The 21,634-nt window shown below is 62.0% G+C and carries 13 protein-coding genes and 1 pseudogene; 8 read left to right on the plus strand and 6 right to left on the minus strand.

The window, feature by feature from the left end; genetic code table 11:
* Together ABAC460_RS35715 and aroQ are read right to left on the minus strand one after the other, a co-directional pair.
* A pseudogene (locus ABAC460_RS35715) lies at positions 1 to 224 on the minus strand (acetyl-CoA carboxylase biotin carboxyl carrier protein); the annotation flags it as partial.
* 35 nt (positions 225 to 259) lie between these two features.
* Positions 260 to 700 carry a type II 3-dehydroquinate dehydratase gene (gene aroQ, locus ABAC460_RS35720; protein WP_023453500.1) on the minus strand — a complete coding sequence of 147 codons (441 nt, stop codon included), beginning with the start codon at positions 698 to 700 and terminating at the stop codon, positions 260 to 262.
* 113 nt (positions 701 to 813) lie between these two features.
* Between aroQ and thiS the strand changes: the two genes are divergently transcribed.
* From thiS to ABAC460_RS35740, 4 genes are all read left to right on the plus strand, one after another.
* Entirely contained in the window at positions 814 to 1,014 is a 201-nt protein-coding gene (thiS, locus tag ABAC460_RS35725) for a sulfur carrier protein ThiS (RefSeq protein WP_035426172.1), read from the plus strand.
* Positions 1,014 to 1,802, plus strand: a complete 789-nt coding sequence (locus tag ABAC460_RS35730; RefSeq protein ID WP_023453502.1) for a thiazole synthase — start codon at positions 1,014 to 1,016, stop codon at positions 1,800 to 1,802. The genes thiS and ABAC460_RS35730 overlap by 1 nt, the downstream gene beginning before the upstream one ends.
* A gap of 294 nt (positions 1,803 to 2,096) precedes the next feature.
* Positions 2,097 to 7,136 carry a calcium-binding protein gene (locus ABAC460_RS50805; protein WP_023453503.1) on the plus strand — a complete coding sequence of 1,680 codons (5,040 nt, stop codon included), beginning with the start codon at positions 2,097 to 2,099 and terminating at the stop codon, positions 7,134 to 7,136.
* A 154-nt stretch (positions 7,137 to 7,290) separates the two neighbouring features.
* On the plus strand, positions 7,291 to 8,772 hold the full coding sequence (locus ABAC460_RS35740) for a DUF1796 family putative cysteine peptidase (protein WP_023453504.1): 1,482 nt from the start codon (positions 7,291 to 7,293) through the stop codon (positions 8,770 to 8,772).
* 140 nt (positions 8,773 to 8,912) lie between these two features.
* Here the strand turns inward: ABAC460_RS35740 and ABAC460_RS0124600 are convergent, their stop codons facing one another.
* From ABAC460_RS0124600 to ABAC460_RS35750, 3 genes are all read right to left on the minus strand, one after another.
* Complete coding sequence (locus ABAC460_RS0124600) at positions 8,913 to 9,719, minus strand: thioredoxin domain-containing protein (RefSeq protein WP_023453505.1); 807 nt, start codon at positions 9,717 to 9,719, stop codon at positions 8,913 to 8,915.
* A 17-nt stretch (positions 9,720 to 9,736) separates the two neighbouring features.
* A complete protein-coding gene (locus tag ABAC460_RS35745; protein WP_023453506.1) occupies positions 9,737 to 11,146 on the minus strand; it encodes a M48 family metalloprotease in 1,410 nt (469 codons plus the stop codon).
* Positions 11,147 to 11,350: 204 nt separating this feature from the next.
* Entirely contained in the window at positions 11,351 to 14,050 is a 2,700-nt protein-coding gene (locus ABAC460_RS35750; protein WP_031236774.1) for an Rne/Rng family ribonuclease, read from the minus strand.
* A gap of 714 nt (positions 14,051 to 14,764) precedes the next feature.
* On the opposite strand from ABAC460_RS35750, the gene ABAC460_RS35755 reads away from it, so the two are divergent.
* The 3 genes from ABAC460_RS35755 (at position 14,765) to prfB (ending at position 19,843) form a co-directional block, all read left to right on the plus strand.
* Positions 14,765 to 15,949 carry an N-acetylmuramoyl-L-alanine amidase family protein gene (locus ABAC460_RS35755; RefSeq protein ID WP_035426174.1) on the plus strand — a complete coding sequence of 395 codons (1,185 nt, stop codon included), beginning with the start codon at positions 14,765 to 14,767 and terminating at the stop codon, positions 15,947 to 15,949.
* 255 nt (positions 15,950 to 16,204) lie between these two features.
* On the plus strand, positions 16,205 to 18,610 hold the full coding sequence (locus ABAC460_RS35760) for a penicillin-binding protein 1A (protein WP_369794101.1): 2,406 nt from the start codon (positions 16,205 to 16,207) through the stop codon (positions 18,608 to 18,610).
* A gap of 110 nt (positions 18,611 to 18,720) precedes the next feature.
* Positions 18,721 to 19,843, plus strand: a protein-coding gene (gene prfB / locus ABAC460_RS35765) for a peptide chain release factor 2 (RefSeq protein WP_155914638.1) whose coding sequence is annotated in 2 segments (ribosomal slippage) — positions 18,721 to 18,789 and positions 18,791 to 19,843 — 1,122 coding nt in all. Because the reading frame shifts where the segments join, the coding sequence is not laid out codon by codon here.
* Between the two features lie 43 nt (positions 19,844 to 19,886).
* Here prfB and ABAC460_RS0124605 read toward each other — a convergent pair.
* Positions 19,887 to 20,903, minus strand: a complete 1,017-nt coding sequence (locus ABAC460_RS0124605) for a YihY/virulence factor BrkB family protein (protein ID WP_023453511.1) — start codon at positions 20,901 to 20,903, stop codon at positions 19,887 to 19,889.
* A gap of 116 nt (positions 20,904 to 21,019) precedes the next feature.
* Between ABAC460_RS0124605 and ABAC460_RS35770 the strand changes: the two genes are divergently transcribed.
* Positions 21,020 to 21,571: a hypothetical protein gene (locus ABAC460_RS35770; protein ID WP_162150321.1), complete on the plus strand. Its 552-nt coding sequence runs from the start codon at positions 21,020 to 21,022 to the stop codon at positions 21,569 to 21,571.
* Positions 21,572 to 21,634: the final 63 nt, after the last annotated feature.

Here is a 21,634-nt window from a genome sequence, read left to right on the forward strand (position 1 = left end):
TCCGCGGCCGGGGCGGCAACCGGGGCTGCCGGAGCCGGCGCATAGGCCTGGGGCGCGACGGCATAGTTGGACACCGGGGCGGCGGTCAACTGGCGCGCGACACGGATCTTGAGGTCGCCCTGTTCGACTTCGATCTCCGTCAGCTCGGTCTCCTTCAGGATGTCGGCGAGCTTGCGGACCAGCTTGGGATCGATCGGGTCAACGGAGGGTTTTGCGGTCGTCATGTAGGAACCTTGATTGAGGCCTGAGCGTTACGGAATCAGGCTTTGAGCATGGCAAGAACGGCCTGGACGGCGAGTTCATAACCAATGGGACCAAATCCTGCAACAATCCCTTTGGCAGCCAATGACACATAAGAGTGATGGCGGAAGGGCTCGCGGGTCTGGGGGTTGGAAAGGTGGCACTCGATCACCGGGATCGACAGCGCCTTGAGCGCGTCGAGCAGCGCGACGGAGGTGTGTCCATAGCCGGCCGGGTTGATGATGAGGGCGCAGGCGGATTCGCGGGCTTCGTGAATCCAGTCGATCAGTTCGCCTTCATGATTCGATTGCCGAAAGACCAGATCGGTGCCCGTGCCCGACAGGCGGGTACGGCAGCGCGATTCGATGTCGGCCAGGGTATCGTAGCCATAAATTTCCGGCTCGCGGACCCCAAGAAGGTTGAGATTGGGGCCGTTGAGGACATATATGGGTTTGGACATGAACCTGCTTGTGGGCAGTTGGCGAAAGCGGGACTTGTAGCGCGGAGATTTCCGGCTCACAAGCGCAAGTCTCGCGGATGGTTACGCATTTGCACAAAAATGGCGCAAAAATGGTGAAAATTCTGTTGAATGGCGAACCGCGTGAGGTTACGGCGGGCAATCTGGCGGCGCTGATCGATGAGATCGGCCTGGACGGACGTAAGGTAGCCGTGGAACGCAATCTCGAAATCGTTCCGCGTTCGACCTATCTGGCGACTGGTCTCGAAGACGGCGACCGGCTGGAAATCGTGCATTTTGTAGGTGGTGGCAACTGATGGCTGATACGGCAGTACAACCGGAAACCTGGAGCGTTGCTGGACGCACCTTTAATTCCCGCCTGATTGTCGGCACCGGCAAGTACAAGGACTATGCCCAGAATGCGGCTGCGGCTGAGGCCTCGGGCGCTGAGATCGTCACCGTGGCGGTGCGCCGTGTGAACATCTCGGATCCCAAGCAGCCTATGCTGATGGACTTCGTCCGGCCGGACCGCTTTACCTACCTGCCCAATACGGCCGGTTGCTATACCGGCGAAGACGCTGTGCGGACCCTGCGCCTGGCGCGCGAGGCCGGCGGCTGGGACCTGGTCAAGCTCGAGGTCCTGTCTGACCCGAAGACCTTGTATCCCGATATGGAAGAAACCCTGCGGTCCCTGAAACTGCTGGTCAAGGACGGCTTCCAGGTCATGGTCTATTGCTCGGACGATCCGGTCTATGCCCGCAAGCTGGAAGAGGCGGGGGCGGTGGCTATCATGCCGCTGGCCGCGCCGATCGGTTCGGGCCTGGGCGTGCAGAACCCCGTGACCCTGCGAATCATCATTGAAAACGCCAAGGTGCCGGTCCTGGTCGATGCCGGTGTCGGCACGGCGTCGGACGCGGCTGTTGCCATGGAACTGGGCTGCGACGCGGTGCTGATGAACACGGCGATCGCCGAGGCCAAGGACCCGATCCGCATGGCGCGGGCCATGAAACATGCGGTCATTGCCGGTCGTGAGGCCTATCTCGCCGGCCGGATGCAACGAAAGTTGTATGCCGACCCGTCCTCGCCCTTGGCCGGATTGATATAGACATATTTCGTCAGGGATTAAGCCCTGAATGCGCGTTGACCTTATAACGAATATTGGTCATGACTTGTCCTGGCGGTTCGACGGGGACACGGAGTCGAACGCCTTGCGGGGGTTCCAAAAATGGCGCGTTTGATGAGCGATCCGGGCGGCGACACCTTTAATGGTGACGCGAGCAGTAGAACAGCCGTGGGCAATGCCAGCGCGTGAATGCCGACCGGGCTGAACGACCGTCACCCGGCGTGAGCAGCCCCATGGTAAATCCAGAACACAACTTAACAGAACCGGGGAAACATAATGGCCAAGACCTATTACACCGACCAGGCTTCGAAAGTGGCGCCCGACGATACCACCGAGTTGGGATCGCAGATTTTCAGCCAAATCGCGCGATTGGAGGATGGCGGCTACGTCATCACCTGGAGCGACTGGCAACAGGGTAAGATCGTCGTCCAGCGTTATGACGCATCGGGTCACGAGTCGGGTGCTGAAATCGCCGTCAGCCAGGCGGGTTGGTGGGTGTCCAACAGCGACGTCATCGGGTTGAGCGATGGTGGCTTCCTGGTCACCTGGATGGGCCAGGGGGTGGACTGGGTAAATTACGAATTTTCCGCCAACATTCTGGCGCGGCGCTATGATGCGTCGGGGAACGCTGTTGGGGATGAGTTCATCGTCAACGCCACCCGTCCCGGCACCCAGGATAGTCCGGTGATGGCGCAATTGGCCAATGGCGATATCGTTATTGCCTGGACGTCGATGTCGACGACGACAGCGCAACTGCCGGAACTGTATTTCCAGAGATATGACGTCTCCGGTGCGGCAATCGGTGGAGAAACGCGTATCGACGTCACCTCGCTGACGGTCCGGGGCACGGATTATGCCTATCCGGTCGTTGCCAGCCTTACGGCGCTCGACGGCGGCGGCTTCGTGATCACCTGGACCAGTAATGCGCAGGACGGCGACGGTTTCGGTGTTTCGGCGCGAATGTTCGACGCCAGTGGTGTTGCCATCGGCGAGGACTTCCTGGTCAACGGCGTGGGAGCCGATGATCAATACCTGCCGAGCGTCACCGCGCTGGCCGATGGCGGTTACGTCATCGCCTGGGACAGCGCCGCCGACTGGTACACGACGGCCGGCGCGCGCCTGACGGCCCAGCGTTTCGATGAATCCGGCGCGCGAGTCGGTGGCGAGTTTCAGATAGGTTCGGCGGCAGCCGTCTCGTCGCATGGCGTTAAGGTCGCGGGCCAGGCCGACGGCAGCTTCCTGGTGGCGTGGGGTGAATACGACGGCGCGGACATGACCGCCTTTGTCCAGCAATACGGTTCGGACGGGCAAAAGGCCGGAGGCGCGGTAGAGGTCGCCCGGGGAAGCCTGTGGGGCATCGACGTCGTGGCGCTGGACGATGGCGGCTTTGCCGTCACCTGGACGGTCAATATCGCAAATTCACAGCACATCTACGAACGCCATTTCCTGGCGGCGGGAAGCGCCGGCCAGGATAGGCTCACCGTCGGCGATGCAACGTCAGAAACCCTGACTGGCGGGGCTGGTGACGACGCGTTGCAGGGTGGCGGCGGCAACGACACCTTGATTGGCGGGCTGGGCGACGATACCTATTACGTCGACAGCGCCGGTGACAGTGTACGCGAAAACCACCTGGAAGGCAGCGATACGGTCATCAGTTCCGTCAGCTATTCGCTGTTTGGCCGCGCGGTCGAGACGCTGACCCTGAATGGCTCCGGCAACCTGAACGGCACGGGCAATTCGTTGAACAACGAGATCACCGGCACCGGCGGCGGTAATGTTTTGGATGGCGCCGGGGGGAACGACGTTCTGGACGGCCGGGGCGGTGACGATACGATGATCGGCGGGCTGGGCAACGACAGCTATCTTGTCGACAGTATCGGCGACGATGTGCGCGAAAACGCGTCGGAAGGTACGGATACAATCATTGCGTCGATCAACTATACCTTATCGTCTGGCATTTCGGTGGAAGGGTTGACCCTGAGCGGTGCGGCCGACCTGATGGGAACCGGCAATGCGACAGGAAATACTCTCACTGGTAACGACGGCAATAACACCCTGGACGGCTTGGACGGCGACGATACGCAGAACGGCGGCGCCGGAAGTGATACGCTGATCGGCGGCGACGGTCGCGACGCGCTGGATGGCGGAGCCGGCGGTGACGTTCTCTATGCGTCCGCTCCGCTGGGGGTCTACAATACACCCTACTATTACATTCCCTACGTTTCACCGGTTCTGGACCGCGACGCCGGGGCCGACACATTGAGCGGCGGCGAGGGCGAAGATATTCTGTCGGCGGGGTACGGTGACAATGTCGACGGAGGTAGCGGCGCAGACAAGCTGTTCATCAGTTTCCAGGGAGCGACAACGGGCATCACCTTTGACCTGTCGCTGGGCAGCCAGACCATCGACGGCGCCTCGATTCAAAACGTCGAGTCGCTTGGCTGGATCGAAGGCAGCGAATTCAATGACGTCATCCATGGCGAAGGATATGGCTGGGGCGGCAGCGCGCCGGTTATCTTCGGCATGGGCGGCGAAGATAACCTGATCGCGGGTTACTACACTGTCGGTGTATATGGCGGGAACGGCGATGATGTCGTGGACGGGCGTTATTCCCAGTATCTCCAAAGCGTCGAAGGTGGCGCGGGGAACGATACGCTGGACACCAACAGCAATACCTTTGCGATCGCCTACGGTGGTGACGGTGACGACCTGATCCACGCACACGGCAGGACGTTCGGTGGCGCGGGCAATGACAGCATCGTCATGACCTACAGCTACTACGACGGCGAAGTCCATGGCGACGAGGGTGATGACGTCATTGACGGCTCGGCCCAGTTCATTTCAATGCTGTTTGGCGACGCCGGCAACGACACTGTGACCGGCAGTTACAACAGCGACACGCTCATCGGTGGAGCTGGCAACGACGTCCTGAACGGTGGCGATCATTCGGAAGCCATGACGGGTGACATTGCGGTCTACGGCGGCGCCAGCGCCGACTATCTGGTGACCCAGAACTCCGAGACACTGGTCGTGACCGTAGTCGACATGCGCGACGGTTCACCCGATGGCACCGATACGCTCCACGGCGTCGAAGCGCTGAGATTTGCGGACGGCACCTATCTCGTTGAGGTGGTCATCGCCGGCGTTGGCCTGGGTGTAATGAACTTCGTCGGCGAGGGCGGAGACGATGCCTTCGTCGGCAGTGAAGAGGGCAACACTGCGGTCGGCAATGGCGGGAATGACAGCTTCCGGGGAAATGGCGGGAACGACACACTGGAAGGCGGCGCCGGCGGTGACCTCCTGAACGGTGGCAAGGGAGATGATCGTCTGTACGCGGAATCGCCGCCAGGCGATTATCACGGACCCTACTACGGCGAAGACAGCTATGTGGCGCCACAACTTGACCGCGGCAGCGAGGTCGACACCCTGAGCGGTAATAATGGCGCAGACTGGCTGTCGGCGGGCTATGGTGACAATGTCGATGGCGGAGAGGGCCTGGACAATCTGCTCATCAGCTTCCAGGGCGCAACGGCTGGCGTGACCTTCGACGGCAACCTCGCCAGTCAGGTGATCGGCGGCGGCACGATCCAGAACATCGAGGGCACCGCCTGGATCGAAGGCAGCGACTACAACGACAGCCTTACCGATGTCGGCAATCCCTATGGAGCCTTCGGGCTGGTCTTTGGCATGGGCGGCAATGACAGCCTGATCGCGGGCTATTACACATCCGGCCTGTTCGGCGGCGATGGCGACGACCTGGTCGACGGACGCTATTCGCAGTACCTGGACCGTGTCGAGGGCGGGGCCGGCAACGACACGCTTTACACCAACACCAATGGGTTTGCGACTGCCAGCGGCGGCGATGGCGACGATCTGATCTATGGCAACGCCGGAACCTACGGCGGCGCCGGTAACGACACCATCCAGATGCAGTGGACCTACTATTCCGGCGCGGCCTACGGCGGCGACGGAAATGACGTTATCCAGGCGGCCGAATGGCTGGGTGCCACGATGTATGGCGAAGCCGGCAACGATATCCTGCGCGGCGTCAACGGCAGCTACGATGCGATGTCCGGCGGAACCGGCAATGACACCTACCTCATCGATTTGGGTGATGCCGTAACGGAATATGCCGGTGAAGGCATAGATACCGTACGATCCACGGTTACCTATTTCCTGGGTGACGAGGTCGAGAATCTGGAGCTGTCGGGCGACGGCGCGCTGGAAGGCCGGGGCAATTCCCTGAACAACCGAATTACCGGCAACGCCGGCGATAATGTGCTGGATGGCGGTGCCGGGGCGGACCGTCTGGTCGGCGGCCTGGGGAATGACACCTACTATGTCGATAATTCCGGCGATAGTGTCGGCGAAAACCACCTTGAAGGCACAGATACCATCATCTCGTCCGTCAGTTATTCGCTGTGGGGACGCGCGGTCGAAACACTGACCCTGACGGGATCGGGCAACCTTACCGGCACCGGCAATTCGCTGAACAACTTCATCGCGGGTAACGACGGCAACAATACGCTCGACGGCGCGGCCGGCAATGACGTGCTGGACGGCGGTGCCGGTGCCGACCGCATGTTGGGCGGGCTGGGCGACGACACCTACTATGTCGATAATGCCGGCGATAGTATCGGCGAAAACCACCTGGAAGGCACCGATACCATCATCTCGTCGGTCAGCTATTCGCTGGCTGGACGGGCCGTGGAAATCCTGACCCTGACGGGCGCCGGGGATCTCAATGGCAGCGGTAACTCGCTGAACAACACGCTCACCGGCACCAGCGGTAACAACGTTCTGGACGGTAGCGGCGGCGCGGACAAGATGGTCGGCGGTCTGGGCAATGACACCTATTATGTCGACAATACCGGCGACAATGTCCAGGAACTGCATTTCGAAGGTACCGACACGGTCTTCAGTTCGGTGACCTACTCCCTGTTCGGTCGGGCGGTCGAGGTGATGAACCTGACGGGATCCGGACATATCAATGCCACGGGCAATTCGCTGAACAATACGATCACCGGCAACAGCGGTGACAACCGGCTGGACGGCGGCATCGGCAATGACATCCTGGCGGGTGGACTGGGATCGGATGTCTTCGTGTTTATGAACGGCACCTGGAAAGACACGGTGACCGATTTCAGCGCCGCCCAGAACGATACGATCGATATCCATGGCGTGACTAACGGCGTGGCCAACAGCGCGATGGTTACTCAGGTCGGAGCGGATGTCGTCATTAATCTTGGCGGCGGCAATACAGTTACCGTGCTCAGCTCGACCCAGGCCGATGTGTTGAGCCATATCGTCTGGTAAGATGGCCCAAAGGGCTCCACACGCGCATGACGAAGGCTTGCGCGTGTGGAGCCTTTACGGCGACTCCACGATTTAATCGAATTTAACCCGTTCGGGGTTATGACTGATTCCCAAGGCTGGGCCGCCGGAGCCCCGTCCAGGAATCTAAAAAGTCATGGCACCGACGCGTAAAACGTCTTCGCTTTTTAAAACCCGACACGACGCCAAACGCGGCCCAGACCAGCGTCGCCTGGTCAGCCTTGGCCTGCGCTGGGAAGTGGCGTTCCAACTTCGCCTGCATTCCGGCGATAACACCGCCCAGGTCTTCGACTGGATGGCGGTCCCCGCACAGGGCCTGATCGAGATTTTGCGCAAGGATTTCGACGTCTTCGCCCCTGAGCACCTTTACCTGGTCGATACCGCTAACGGCCAACTGGTCGCCGACCGCGGCACCGGCGTGCGTTTCCACCACAGCTTCGACCATCCGGCCCATTATCTGGCCGACTATGCCGCCTTCAATGCCCGCTTCCGTCACCTGGCGGCGCGCTTCCGCCAACAGGCCAAGAGCGAGGCCATCACCTATGTCCGCCGCGACATGAGCGAAGCCCAGGCGCTGGAGCTGGAAAAGGCCTATTTCGAGCGCTATCCCAATACCGACGCGCAGTTCCTGTACCTCAACGACCGCATCGCACCGTTTGCGACGCCGCATGGCCAGGCCGTCTTCTTCGCGCCGGAGACCCATTTGGGCGATGCCACCGCGTGGGCGGAATTGCTATCCGACTATAAGCTCATCGCCGAGCCCTATCGGCTGTCCCCGATTGAAATCCTGGGTCATGAACCGGAAGGGCGCAGCCTGATGCGCCTGCGCGGCCTGCCGCTGGATCAACTGGAAGCGGCCATGGAGGCCAATCCCGACAATCCGGGCTTTCCCTACGAACTGGCCCGGCAATATCGCCTGCAGGGGCAACTGGTGGAAGCCGAGGCGGCGATCGCTATCGCCCTTCGCAAGTCACCCGACCATCCCGTCATGCGCCGGGAAGGCCTGGCCATCCGCCGCGCGGCCAACCGCATGGGTGAACGCGCCTATGCCGATGCGCTGCTGGAAATGGGGGCGCAGGACGATGCCGAGGCGACCCTCATGGCGGCAGATGCCCTGGGCGCGCTCCAGGAGTATGAGGCGGCAGCCGAGGCCTATGGCCGTTACATGGCGATTCACCCCATGGATGCCAATGCCTGCTACGGCAAGGCGGCCTGCCTGCGCCGGCTGAATCGCTTCTCGGAAGCTGAAATGGCCGTCACCCTGTGCCTGCAACTCTCACCCGACATGGCGCGGGCCCATGTGCTGCGCTCGCAGATTTTGCTGGCCATGAGCCGCAACTGGGATTCGATCGCCGCGGCCCAACGCGCCTGCAAGAACGACCCCTCGCCGCGCGGACTGTACAATCTGGCCGCGGTCTATGAATCGCTGGAACAGATGGAAAAGGCCGTCGAGGTCTATGAAGAGATCGAGCGTCTGGGCGCTCAGGTCAATCTGAAGGCCGTGGAAAAGCTGCGCATGCTGCGTGGCGAACCGGCACAGGCCGCCAACCAGGAACCTCTGGAACTGTCCAAGCCCGCCACCCGGACCTGGGGTAAGCGGGTGTTCGGCGCCAGGTAAAAGACTGTTGGAAAGTCCGTCAGGCCGGCCTGCAAAGGACCGTTTTCTGCGCTTCCGGTGCTCACGTACTTGAGTACGCTCCGCTCCGGTTCTCGAAACCAGCCCTTTTCGGCTCAGCCTGACGGCTTTCCAAACAGTCTTTACGACTTCTGCTTCTTGCGCAGTTTCTGGACCGCGGCCTCCAGGCCCGGTATGTCGGTCCCGCTGATCGGCTCCCCATCGACGATGAAGGTCGGAGTCGCATTGACTTCCAGATCCTGCCCCAGCATCACGGTCTGGACGACATAGTTCTGAATGTCTTCGGATTCCTTGCGTGCCTTGATCGCCGCGGGATCCAGCCCCGCGGCCTTCAGAATGGGCGCGACGTCCTCGTCGCTGTCGACCTGCTCGGTCATGAAGGCGTAGTGCACGGCCTCGTATTGGCCGGCCTCGGCCGCCGCCAGGGCGTAGGCCGCGAGATGCGAGTTCTTGCTGATGATCGGATATTCCTTCACGATGATCGCCACGTCCGGATTGGCGTCGAGGAAGGCTTTCAGGTGGGGCGATCCGGCGCGGCAAGCGCCGCACTTGTAGTCGAGGAATTCAACGATCTTGATCGCCGCCGCCGGATTGCCCAGGATCGGATCCATCTTGTTGCCGTAAAGCGTGGTTTTCAGGCTCTCGGCGCGGGCCTTGAGGATTTCGCGCGTCTTGGCGTCCATGGCCTCATTGGCCTGCCTCTGCAGTTTTTCGCTGGCGTCGCGTAGCATGGCCGGTTTTTCGAGGAGGCCCTTCTGGGTCTGCCAGGCGGAGACTTGCGGTACGACATAGGGCGCGCCGGCAAGGATCACGGCGAACACGGCAAGCCCTGTGGTGATGTGGGCCTGGATGTCGCGCCAGCCCTCGGCCTTTGAGGCCGTGTTGCGGGTCGCGGAGGTTTCGGCGGCAGGTATCTCGGAATCGGACACGTCAGAACTTTCAGAAGTTAGTAGGGGCGGCGGCGCTTGGTTTCGCCTTCGACGGGATTGACGCCCATTTCGGACGAGGTCACCATGACCAGGTCGCGGGCGCGGCGGAATTCCGGCGTTGTGGGCTCGAAGTATTTCTGGGCCCACACCGCGGAGGTACGCGCGCCTTCGTAATTGCCGTTGTAGAACTGCTCTTCGGCGGTGGCCAGACGCGCCATGCCGGGCTCATTCAGGGCGTCATAGGCCTGGGCCAGTTGCCGCCAGGCGAAACTGTTGTCTTCCTCGTACTTCAGCGATTCCCGCAGGTGAAACACAGCCTGGGTGGCGTCCGCACGGTCGCCGGTGGCGATCAGGGTCTGGCCCAGATTGACCCGCAGCAGCGGCGCCTGGGGCATCAGTTCAACCGACTTCAGGTGTTCCGGCTTGGCCAGGACGGCGCGGCCGGTTTCGAAATATATCTGGCCCTTGAGCTCATGAAGGTAGGGATTTTCGGGCTGCTCCGCGATCAGCATGTCCAGGTCGGTCAGGGCCTTGTCCCAGTTGCCCTGCTTGTAGGTAGCGATCACCCGGGCATAGCGCGCCGGATACGACGTGTCGCTTTCGGGATAGGCCTTAAAGGTCTTGACCGGGTCATCCATGAAACCCGCCAGCTTGGCCTGGACGATCCGAAACTCCTCGACCACCTCGGGCGGGTCGACTTCCTTGTAGTGGGGCTGCTGCTGGGCCAGGCGGGTCAGCGACTGGATGCGCTCACGCGACAGGGGGTGGGTGCGGAAGAAGGCGTAACGTTCCGCGTTCGAGTAGATCTCGTAGTCGCGCAGGTTATAGAAGAAATCGACAAGGCCCTTGCCCGACATGCCGGCCCTTTCGAGCGCCTTGATGCCGGCGATATCGGCGGCGGATTCCTGGGTCTGCATATAGCGCAGGGCGTTCAGGGTGCCGAAGGTCGGCGAACTGCCGATAATGGCCATGGCGCCGTCGGGTGACCCGGCCATGGCGGCGATGATGCCGAGGCCCAGGGCGACGGCCATCGGGGCACGGGCCGAGCGTTCGATTTCGTCGGTGCGCATCATGTGGCCGCCGGAAAGGTGGCCGGTTTCGTGGGCGATGACGCCAAAAAGTTCGTTGGGTGTCTTGGCTTCCAGGATCAGGCCGGTGTTCAGGCCCATGCGCAAACGGAAGGTGGCGAAGGCGTTGAGGTCGTCGCTGGCGACCAGCAGGTACTGGACCTTGTCGGCATCGAGACCCGCGGCATCCAGGATCGGCCGGGTGCGCTTATGCAGGAACTGCTCGATTTCGGTATCGCGGATAACATTCTGGGCGTGGACCGCTGTTGACGCGGCCAGCACGGCGAGCCCGGCAACGACACCGGCGGCGGCCTTCAGCAGGCGCCGGGCGAGGGGAGTGTGAGAAGGCTTGTCGTGCATACGCAGAAGACCCCGAGAACTCAGACTCTAGATAGGAAGCAAGCGTGACAAATCTAAGGCGTGCGGCTGAACCGTGGATGAATGCCGGCTCAGGCGTATCACAAATTGCGCTTTTTGAACGGTACGTCCGCCCCCTAGGGCACAATCTGTGAAAACCATGAATTTACAAAAGACTACGGCCCGCTTGTCAAGCGGGCCGTAAACTTACTTGCGCCACCAGCCGCGCTTGGGCTTTTCGGGCGGGGCGGTGATTTCGTTGGGGTCGGGCTCGGCGGCGACCGGCTCCAGCACCTTGACCGGTTCGGGCTCGGGTTCCGGCGCAACCTCTGCCACCACCGGCGTCAGATCTTCGACGGCCGTTTCCTGAGCCTCTACCACCGGCGCGGCCTTCTTGCGCGAACGGGTCTTCTTGGCCGGGGCCGGAGCTTCCGGCTCGATCGCCACCACGGCCGGCGCCGTTTCCGGCTCCAGTTCCGAGGCAACACCGGAATCGACATCGGTCGAGGTCGGCATAGGCGCCGTAATCAGCGATTCCGAATGGTCTGGCGTCACTGGATCGGCGGCATCAACGCCACCCTTGCGGCGGCGCGGCGGCCGCTGGCGCTTGGGCGCCGGCTGGTCGCGCAGGTCTTCCGGCACCAGCGAGGTCGGCGACGTCACTTCGGCACCCAGCACCTGAACCACGGCTGCGGCAACGGAAACTTCCGACGACACGGAGGCCGTTGTGGCGGTAAAGTCGCGGGTCCGTTCGGTCTGTTCGAAACGCTTTTGCTGCTCTTCGAACGGATCGATCCAGACGTAAGGCGCTTCCAGCGACGGCGTGCGGGCACGGACCCAGCTGTAGGTCTCGCGCGGACGGTTGTCGAAACCGGCGCGGCGGCCGCCACGACGGCCACGACGGCGGCGGTTACGGCCGTGACGCGGATCGGAACCATCGCCTTCGTCCTCGTCGTCGCCTTCGTCACCCTCGGCCTCATCACCGGCCTCGGCACCTTCGGCCTGCACCGGTGCGCGCTCTTCGTTCTCGAAGCGATCACGGCCGCCACGGCGGCGGCGGCGGCGTTTGCCGTTACGATCGCCACGGTCGCCGCGATCACCGCGCGCTTCCGTCCGTTCGCCTTCCTCGCCCTCCTCATCGGAGGCGACGATTTCTTCATCCTCTTCGCCCAGGGCTTCATCCTCGGCAATCTCTTCCGGAGTCGGATCGAAGGCGATCGGTTCCGGGCGAACCGGCGGGATGAAGTCGACCTCGGTCGCCAGGACCGTGCGGACGATCTGCAGGTCGGTATGGCTCAGGTCGTTGTCGATTTCGATATTGACCTTCAGGCCCCATTCCAGCCGCAGCTTGGCCAGGTGGACCTGCTTTTCATTGAGGATGTACAGGGCAACCGCGGTCGGCAGCTTGACCGTGATGGCGCCGGCGCCGTTCTGCATGGCTTCCATATCGATGCGGCGCATGGCCGACAGCGCGGCCGAGTCGACCGAGCGGACGCGGCCCATGCCTTCGCAGTGCGGGCAGGTCACCGTGGTGCCTTCCAGGAAGCCGGTACGGCGGCGCTGGCGGCTGATTTCCATCAGGCCGAAGCCGGAGATCTTGCCCATCTGGATGCGGGCGCGATCCTCGGCCAGGGCGTCCTTCAGTTTCTTTTCGACCGAACGGTTGTTCTTCGCCTCATCCATGTCGATGAAGTCGATGACCACCAGGCCGGCCAGGTCGCGCAGGCGCATCTGGCGCGCGGCTTCCTCGGCGGCTTCCATATTGGTCTTCAAAGCCGTGGCTTCGATATTGCGTTCCTTGGTCGACTTGCCCGAGTTGACGTCGATGGCGACCAGGGCTTCGGTCTGGTTGATGACCAGGTAGCCGCCGGACTTCAGCGGCACGACCGGAGAATAGATCTTCGAGATAAGGTCCTCGACGCCGTAACGGGCGAAGAGGGGGGCGTTGGCCTTGTAGAGCTGGATCTTCTTCGCCTGGGACGGCATGATCATCCGCATGAAGTCCTTGGCGCCCTTGTAGCCCTCGTCACCCTCGACCAGGACCCCGTCGAAGTCCTTGTCGAACATATCGCGGATGGCGCGCTTGACCAGGTCTTCTTCCTCGTAGATCAGCGCCGGTGCGTTCGATTTCAACGTCGTCTCGCGGATGGTCTCCCACACCCGCAGCAGATAGTCGTAGTCGCGCTTGATCTCCTGCTTGGTGCGCTTGGCGCCGGCGGTGCGGACGATCAGGCCCATGCCGTGTGGCACGTCCAGCGATTGCGCGACGGCCTTCAGACGCTTGCGGTCCGGAGCATTGGTGATCTTGCGTGAAATGCCGCCGCCACGGGCGGTGTTCGGCATCAGCACGCAGTAACGGCCGGCCAGGGACAGGTAGGTGGTCAGCGCGGCGCCCTTGTTGCCACGCTCTTCCTTGACGACCTGGACCAGAAGGATCTGGCGGCGCTTGATGACTTCCTGGATCTTGTAGCGGCGGATCAGGTGCTGGCGCAGGCGGCGCTCTTCATCGGGCAGGTCGTCGCCGTCATCCTCGTGATGATCGTCGTCGTCGGCATCTTCGCCGCCGGCGGTGTCGCGGTCGCGCCCGTTGTCCTTGGCGTGGTCTTTAGCACTTTGGGCCTGGGCGGCCAGTTCGGCCATCAGCTTCTCGCGGTCGGCGACCGGGATCTGATAATAGTCGGGATGGATTTCGTTGAAGGCCAGGAAGCCGTGGCGATTGCCGCCGTATTCAACGAAGGCCGCCTGAAGCGACGGTTCTACCCGTGTGACCTTGGCAAGATAGATATTGCCGCGAAGCTGTTTCCTGGCGTGGCTTTCGAAATCAAATTCTTCAACTCGTGAGCCGTTGAGCACGACGACACGGGTCTCTTCCGTGTGGGTCGCGTCGATTAACATAGTCTTTGACATTAATAGTATCTCCGGAGCGCTCGGACGCACGTCCCGGCGGAGCCGGACGGACAGAGGCGTGGCGCTTAAGGGTGGGGTGAGGGCGCGCGGCCGCCGCGGCGAAGACGCCGGCGGTGGCAGGAGTTCCGTTATGGAGGCTCAAGGCGCAGCCCATGGATTCGTTTCTACTCAGTGGCGGCATGATGCGCGCCGGTTCTTTTTTACGGACGTGACGCCGGTTCCGGGCGAAAACTGCCGCCAGGCATCTGGCGGCGAGATAAGACCTCGGTCCCGTTATCACAAGGTTCGCAGACGCAAGTCGTCCCTAGCTACAGCCGGACTCGCGGGGGAGCGATACCAATTTGCCACATGTCGGTAAATTGCGTTTCACGTCAACTGTTTTTATTGACGGGTAAGGAGCCGCGTGCCGTTGCGATAACGCCGCTCGCAAAAACTCAGGGTTGCAGCAACCGTTTCTTAACTACCTGGAAACCAAATAGATTAAGCACGGGGAAACCCTGCCGCTTAATCGTATTTCCATTCGTGTCTGCCATAGTCACCCCAAGCCTCATACCAATTCAAGTGGTCCGCCACTTTTGGATCCATGTGAGGCGTCAAAAACAAGGTCTTACGACTAATACATAGAACATGTGGTGCGTGGAGTAGTGAATGTTCCGACGGTATAATACCTTGGTACATCGGTTGAGTTTGGTGCGCGTTTTCAGGGTTTCGCGGATACTGGCTGCCGGTTTTGCGGGGGCGGGTGTCTGCCTGGCGCCTGCCGTAATGGCCGCGCCGGTCAATGTCTCGGGTGACATCGTGAAGGTGCGCCTGGGCGGTGACGCCACCCAGACCCGTATCGTCATCGAACTCGACAGGGCGGTCGACGCCAAGGTGGTGACGCGTGACAGCGAAACCGCCCAGCAGATCATCGCCTTGCCGGATGTCGAGATGGGGAAGGCCCTGTCGGGAACCGGCATGGGGCTGATCGCCGACTGGAAGGTCGAAAACATCGCCGGCTCCACCCGCCTGAAACTCAACTTCAAAGGGCAGGGCAAAATTCATCGCCGCTTCCTGCTGCCACCCGCCGACGGTATCAGCGTCTATCGCTATGTCGTCGACATCGTGCCCGGCAATGCCGACACCTCGGTGGACAAACCGTCTCCGGTCCCGGTGATCGCCGCGCCCGCTTCGGGCAAGACCCAGATGGCGGCCGCTGCGACGCGTGACAAGAAGGTCATCGTCATCGATGCCGGCCATGGCGGCAAGGATCCCGGGGCGCTGGGCGGCAACAGCTACGAAAAGGACGTCAACCTGGCCGCGGCCAAGGCGCTGAAGGCGTCGCTGGAAAAGACCGGGCGTTACACCGTCATCATGACGCGTGAGACCGACGCCTTCGTCGACCTGCCGGCGCGGGTGCGCATCGCCCGCAATGCCAATGCCGACCTGTTCATCTCATTGCATTCGGATGCCGGTGGATCTGGCGACACCCGTGGCGCCTCGATCTATACCCTGTCGGATTCGGGCACCGAACGCGCCGCCAAGAAAGCCCTGGTCAAGGGCGACTGGTCGCTGCCCGACATGCCGCAGTCGGACGCGGTGGTCAGCCGCATCCTGATCGACCTGACCCAGCGCGCCACCAAGAACCGTTCGGCGACCTTCGCTCAGCTGGTCATGGACCATATCAGCGCGTCGACGCCGCTGTTGAAGACCAATCTGCGCCAGGCCGGGCTGTTCGTCCTGCTGGCGCCCGATGTCCCGGCCGTGCTGCTGGAGATGGGCTTCGTCAACAACAAGGAAGACGAAGCCATGCTCAGCGATCCGCGTCACCGTGAGGTGATGATGGGGCAGGTGGCCCGCGCCATCGACGTCTATTTCGCCAACGAAGTGCGCTACGCCTCCTTCGCCGGCCTCCCGTAACGAGTTAGTAGCGTGTGTTGATCAGAGCCTTGGCCCCCGTCGCAGGACGGGGGCTTTTTTTCGAATCAGGCACCGGATTCCTGCGGCGTTTCACCGGGCTTTCTTGCCGCTAGGTCGGACGAAAAACGCGCTGTACCCTTAAATGGTGTGGACGGGCGTGAATTTTCACCGAAGTCCTTTGCCTAATTCCCCCACTTTGGTAAACGTGTTCCGATACCCGCGCTTCGAGCGCCGGTGGCGTGCGTCGGAGGTTGCTTGTTAAAGTCGTCTGAGCGTTGGTTCCAAATGGCGGGCGTCGCCCTGATGACGGTCGTGGCCATTGCGGGCTTTGCCCTGACCATCTATGCCGCGTGGCTGTTTCACGACATGCCCGATGGTTCCGAACTGGCGGACTTCCGGCCGGTCAATTCGGCGCGCGTCTTTGCCTGGGACGGCACCCTGATCGGCGAATATGGCCAGGAGCGCCGCGTCAACGTGCCTTACGACCGCATCCCTGAGCGCATGCGCAACGCCTTTCTGGCGGCCGAGGACCGCGCCTTCTTCCAGCACAGCGGCGTCGACGTCAGCGGCGTGTCGCGCGCTATGCTCAAGAACGTCTATAACTTCGTCACCGGCCGCCGCTTCGAAGGCGGTTCGACCATCACCCAGCAGGTCGCTAAGAACCTGCTGCTGGGCAATGAGCGCACCCTGGGGCGCAAGCTGAAGGAAGTCATCCTGGCGCGGAGGCTGGAAAGCTCGCTCAGCAAGGAACAGATACTCGAACTCTACATGAACGATATCTATCTCGGCTATCGTTCCTACGGCGTCGGTTCGGCGGCGTTCAACTATTTCGGCAAACCTGTGGACCAGTTGTCCCTGGCCCAATCGGCCTATCTGGCAGCCCTGCCCAAAGGACCGGAAAACTACCGTCCGACCACGCACAAGGCCGCGGCCATGGCCCGGCGCAACTGGGTCATCGACGAAATGGCCCAGGCGGGTTTCGTTACCCGTGCCGAGGCCGAGGAAGCCAAGAAGGAAGATCTGATCGTCCAGGACAAGCCTCAGCGCGCCCATTATCACGACGCCGACTATTTCGTGTCCGAGGTGGAACTGCGCGCCCGCAAGCTGTTCCCGAACGATCCCAACGCCATCTATACCGACGGCTACTACATCAAGACGACGCTGGACCCCAAGCTGCAGACCTATGCCCGCCAGGCCCTGATGAACGGCCTGGAAACCTACGACCGCCGCCATGGCTGGCGCGGCGCCTGGGGCAATGAGAAGCCGGCGTCCAACTGGCAGAGGATTGCCGCCGAAAAAGAGCCCCCGTCGGAACGGGCCAGATGGATCCAGGCTATCGTGACGTCTGCCACGAAAGGCAGCGTCGCGATCGAAACCATTACCGGTGACAAGGGCAGCCTGATTTCCAGCGACATCGCCTGGGCCTTTGCAGGCCGCGGACTGAAGACCGGCGACCTGATCTTCGTCGAACCCAATCCAGAAGGTTCGGGCTACCGCCTGCGTCAGGTGCCCAATGTCAACGGCGCCCTGGTGGCGGTCGATCCGTTCACCGGCCGCACCCTGGCCATGGTCGGCGGCTATTCCTACTCGGTCTCCAAGTTCAACCGCGCCACTCAGGCCAATCGCCAGCCGGGGTCGTCGATCAAGCCCTTTGTCTACGCCGTGGCGCTGGAGCGCGACTTCACGCCGGCCTCCATCGTCGAGGATGGTCCCATCACCATGATGGGCGGCGACGGCAAGATGTGGTCGCCGCAGAACTATGAACACGACTATATGGGACCACAGCCGATCCGCCGCGGTATCGAGCTGTCACGCAACCTGATGACCGTACGCCTGGCCCAGAAGGTCGGGATCAAGCCGATCACCCAGAAGCTCGTCGAATACGGCATCTCGGAAAAGGTGCCGGCGGAAATGTCGATGGTGCTGGGCGCCGGAGAGGTGACGCCCTTCAATCTGACCGGAGCCTATTCGATCTTCGTCAATGGCGGACGCAAGATCCGCCCGCACCTGATCGACCAGGTGCTCGATCGCGACGGCAAGGTGGTCTATAAGGCCGACGACCGCGCCTGTCCGGTCTGCGCCCAACCCTTCAACGGCACGGAAAGCCCGCGCCTGACCGCACCCGGTCAGTCGGTGATGAACCCGATCACCGCCTACCAGGTTAACAGCTTCATGCAGGGCGTGGTCGAACGCGGTACCGCCCGCTCGGCGGCGTCCCTGGGCATTCCTATGGGCGGCAAGACCGGCACGACCAACGACTACCGTTCGGCCTGGTTCGTCGGCTTTACCGCCGACATGGTTGTGGGCGTGTTCGTCGGCTTCGACGACAACCACACCCTGGGTGACAAGGAGACCGGTTCACAGGCGGCCCTGCCGATCTGGATCGACTTCATGCGCAATGCCACCAAGGGCAAGCCGAAAAAGGACTTCCAGAAGCCACGCGACGCTGTGTTCGTGTCGATCCGCGGCCGCGAGGAGGCGTTCAAGCCGGGCACCGAGCCCAAGTACCAGCCCGGTGCGGAGGATGACGGTCCGCGGCCGTACCTGGACACCTGGACCGACGGCGACCTACAGACGCCGGCGCCCGTGGAAGCACCGACCGTCCAGACACCGGCGGCCCCGAAGAAGAAGACCCTGGACGACGCAAGCGAGCTGTACTGACACTTCAGGGGTAATTTCCACCAGCCCATCCAACCTCATGCTTGCCATCGCGGCCGCGCGGGGATAAACCCGCACCTCCAAGATTTGAGGCCAAGACTTTAGGAAGCACCATGCGTTTGGATATCGAGACCGCCGCGTCCGAAATCGAGCAGTCCATCGGACTGCTCAGGAGGCGTCTTTGACTGGGATGTCGCACTACGCCGTCTCGACGAACTGAACGCCCGGGTCGAAGACCCGACCCTGTGGGACAGGCCCGACGAAGCCCAGAAGATCAACCGCGAGCGCTCCAAACTCGGCGCTTCGATCGATGCCGTGAAGACGCTCGAAAAGGAACTCAAGGACGCCATCGAGTTCGCCGAACTGGGCGACATGGAAGGCGACGAGACACTGATCGAAGAGTCCCGTGCCATGCTGAAGGGCCTCAAGGCCCATGCCGGCCGCGCCGAATTGGAAGCGCTGCTGTCGGGTGAGGCTGACGGCAACGATGCCTATGTCGAAATCAATTCCGGCGCCGGTGGCACCGAATCCTGCGACTGGGCCGGTATCCTGCTGCGCATGTACACGCGCTGGGCTGTGGCTCACGGCATGAGCGTCGATGTCGAGGAAGAAACCGCAGGCGAACAGGCCGGCATCAAATCGACGACCTTGTTGATCAAGGGCGAGAATGCCTATGGCTGGCTGAAGACCGAGGCAGGGGTTCACCGCCTGGTCCGCATTTCGCCGTTCGACTCCAACGCGCGCCGTCATACCTCGTTCGCCTCGGTCTGGGTCTATCCGGTGGTCGACGACGCCATCGTCATCGACATCAACCCGGCCGATGTCCGTACCGACACCTATCGCGCCTCGGGCGCCGGCGGCCAGCACATCAACAAGACCGACTCGGCCGTCCGCCTGACCCACATCCCGACCGGCATCGCCGTGGCCTGCCAGGCCGGCCGCTCGCAGCACGCCAACCGCGACGAAGCCTGGAAGATGCTGCGCGCCCGCCTGTACGAACAGGAACTGCAGAAGCGTGAAGCCGCCCAACAGGCGCTGGAAGACCAGAAGACCGACATCGGCTGGGGCCACCAGATCCGCTCCTACGTCCTTCAACCCTATCAAATGGTCAAGGATCTGCGCACCAATGTCGAAACCTCCGATAGCCAGGCGGTGCTGGACGGTGATCTCGACGCCTTCATGGGCGCTTCGCTGGCCCAGCGCGTCGGCGTGACCCGCGACGGCGCGGACGCGTAACGGGTCCAGGGTGCTTCGCACCCTGGCCGCCGGAGGCTCCTTCTTACAATTCCGGCTTGGCCTGCTGCGGTTCGGTCTTGGCGATATTGACGACTTCGGCATTATCCGCCGCGTGCGCATTGTCCGTGGCCACCGTATGAGCCGGGGCTTTTCTACGCCCTTTCTTCAGGATGATCTGCGCGCCCATGTAGCGTGAATAGACCTGCGTAAACTCTGCGCCCAGGAAGAATATCTGCGTCGAATAATAGATCCATACCAACACCACGATCAGCGACCCTGCGGCGCCATAGGTGCTGCTGAAGGCGCTGTGGGCCAGATAGATACCAATCAACAGCTTACCGAAGGCAAACAGGAGGGCTGTAATGGCCGCGCCGATCCAGGTGTCGCGCCATTCGATATGCACATCCGGCAACACCTTGAAGATCATGGCGAAGACCAGGGTGATGATGATGAATGACACCAGGTTGTGCAGGAAGTGGACGGCGAAGCTGATCGGGATCACATTGCCGAAGGCCGAGGTGAGGGCCGGCAGGATCGCCGAAATCACCAGGCCGATCAGAAGGATGACGCCGCCCCCCGCGATCATGACGAAGCTGAGCAGGCGTTTCTGGATAAACCATGTCCAGTGGGCGCTCTCGCGCTCTTCGATGTTCCAGATGGCGTTGAGCGCGTCCTGGAGCTGGGCGAAGAAGCTGGTCGCCGAGACGATCAGGGTCACGAAGCCGATGATCGAGGCGATGAGATTGGCCTTGGGGTTGCTGGTATTGGCCAGGATGGTCTGGACGGCTTCGGCGCCCGCTGCCCCGATCAGCTTGTTGATCTCGTCGAAGATATAGCCTTCGACGGCGGCGCGCCCGAAAGCCATGCCGGCAAAGGCGACCACGATCAGCAGAAGCGGACCCATGGATAGCATGGCATAAAAGGCCAGGGCGGCGCCCAGGCGCGGTACCTTGTCATCGTTCCATTCCCGCGCCGTTTCCTTCAGGATGAACCAGAAGGCCTGAAGCGTCAGGGGCGGACGGGTCTTGGTTTTCCGGGCGCTGGCGGGGGAAGGCGGCATGAACGGGATTCGCAGGCGATGAAGCGCAAGAGGTAGCATGGTCCGGCCCAAGTTCTGAACTTGAATCGCCCGACAGTGGTCAGATACAGTGTGACGAAATCAAGAGGGAAATGACGATGATCCGATCAGCAACGGTTATGCTTCTATTGACCGTCCCTACCGCGACCCTGGCGCAGCCCGCCACGGTGGCGCCCGAGTCTGTGATCAGCACAATCACGGCGGACTGGAACGAGGACGGCGGCTTCGACCGTGCCGTTCTGGTGCAGTCGCAAGACAGCGTCGATCTTATCGTCTACATGTCCGACGGCGATACGATGAAGCCGGCCGCCTTTGCGCCCGGACTGGTGTGGAGCGGCAGTATGTGGGGCACCCAGCCGTCGCTGCAACTGTCGCCGGCCGGCGGGTTGCAGGTCGTTTCCGGCAACGACGCCATCGGCCGGTCTCGCTGGCAGCAGACCCTGACCCTGGCCTGGCGCAACAACCAGATGGTCGTGGCCGGAGTGACAACGGTGAGCCGCGATACGCTGGACCTTGAGGCCGGTGGGACGTGCGATGTCAACTTCCTGACCGGAAAAGGTACGGCCATGGGCAAGCCGGTCAAGGTGGCGGCCGGCGGGATAGCCGTTGCCGACTGGACCGACGACAAGGTCCCGGTCAATTGCCTGTAAATCGAAAAAAGCCGGGAAGCTCTGATGCTTACCCGGCTTTCTTCACAGATTATGTTCGGTGAG

It is taken from the genome of Asticcacaulis sp. AC460 (genome assembly GCF_000495795.1).
Classification (GTDB): domain Bacteria; phylum Pseudomonadota; class Alphaproteobacteria; order Caulobacterales; family Caulobacteraceae; genus Asticcacaulis.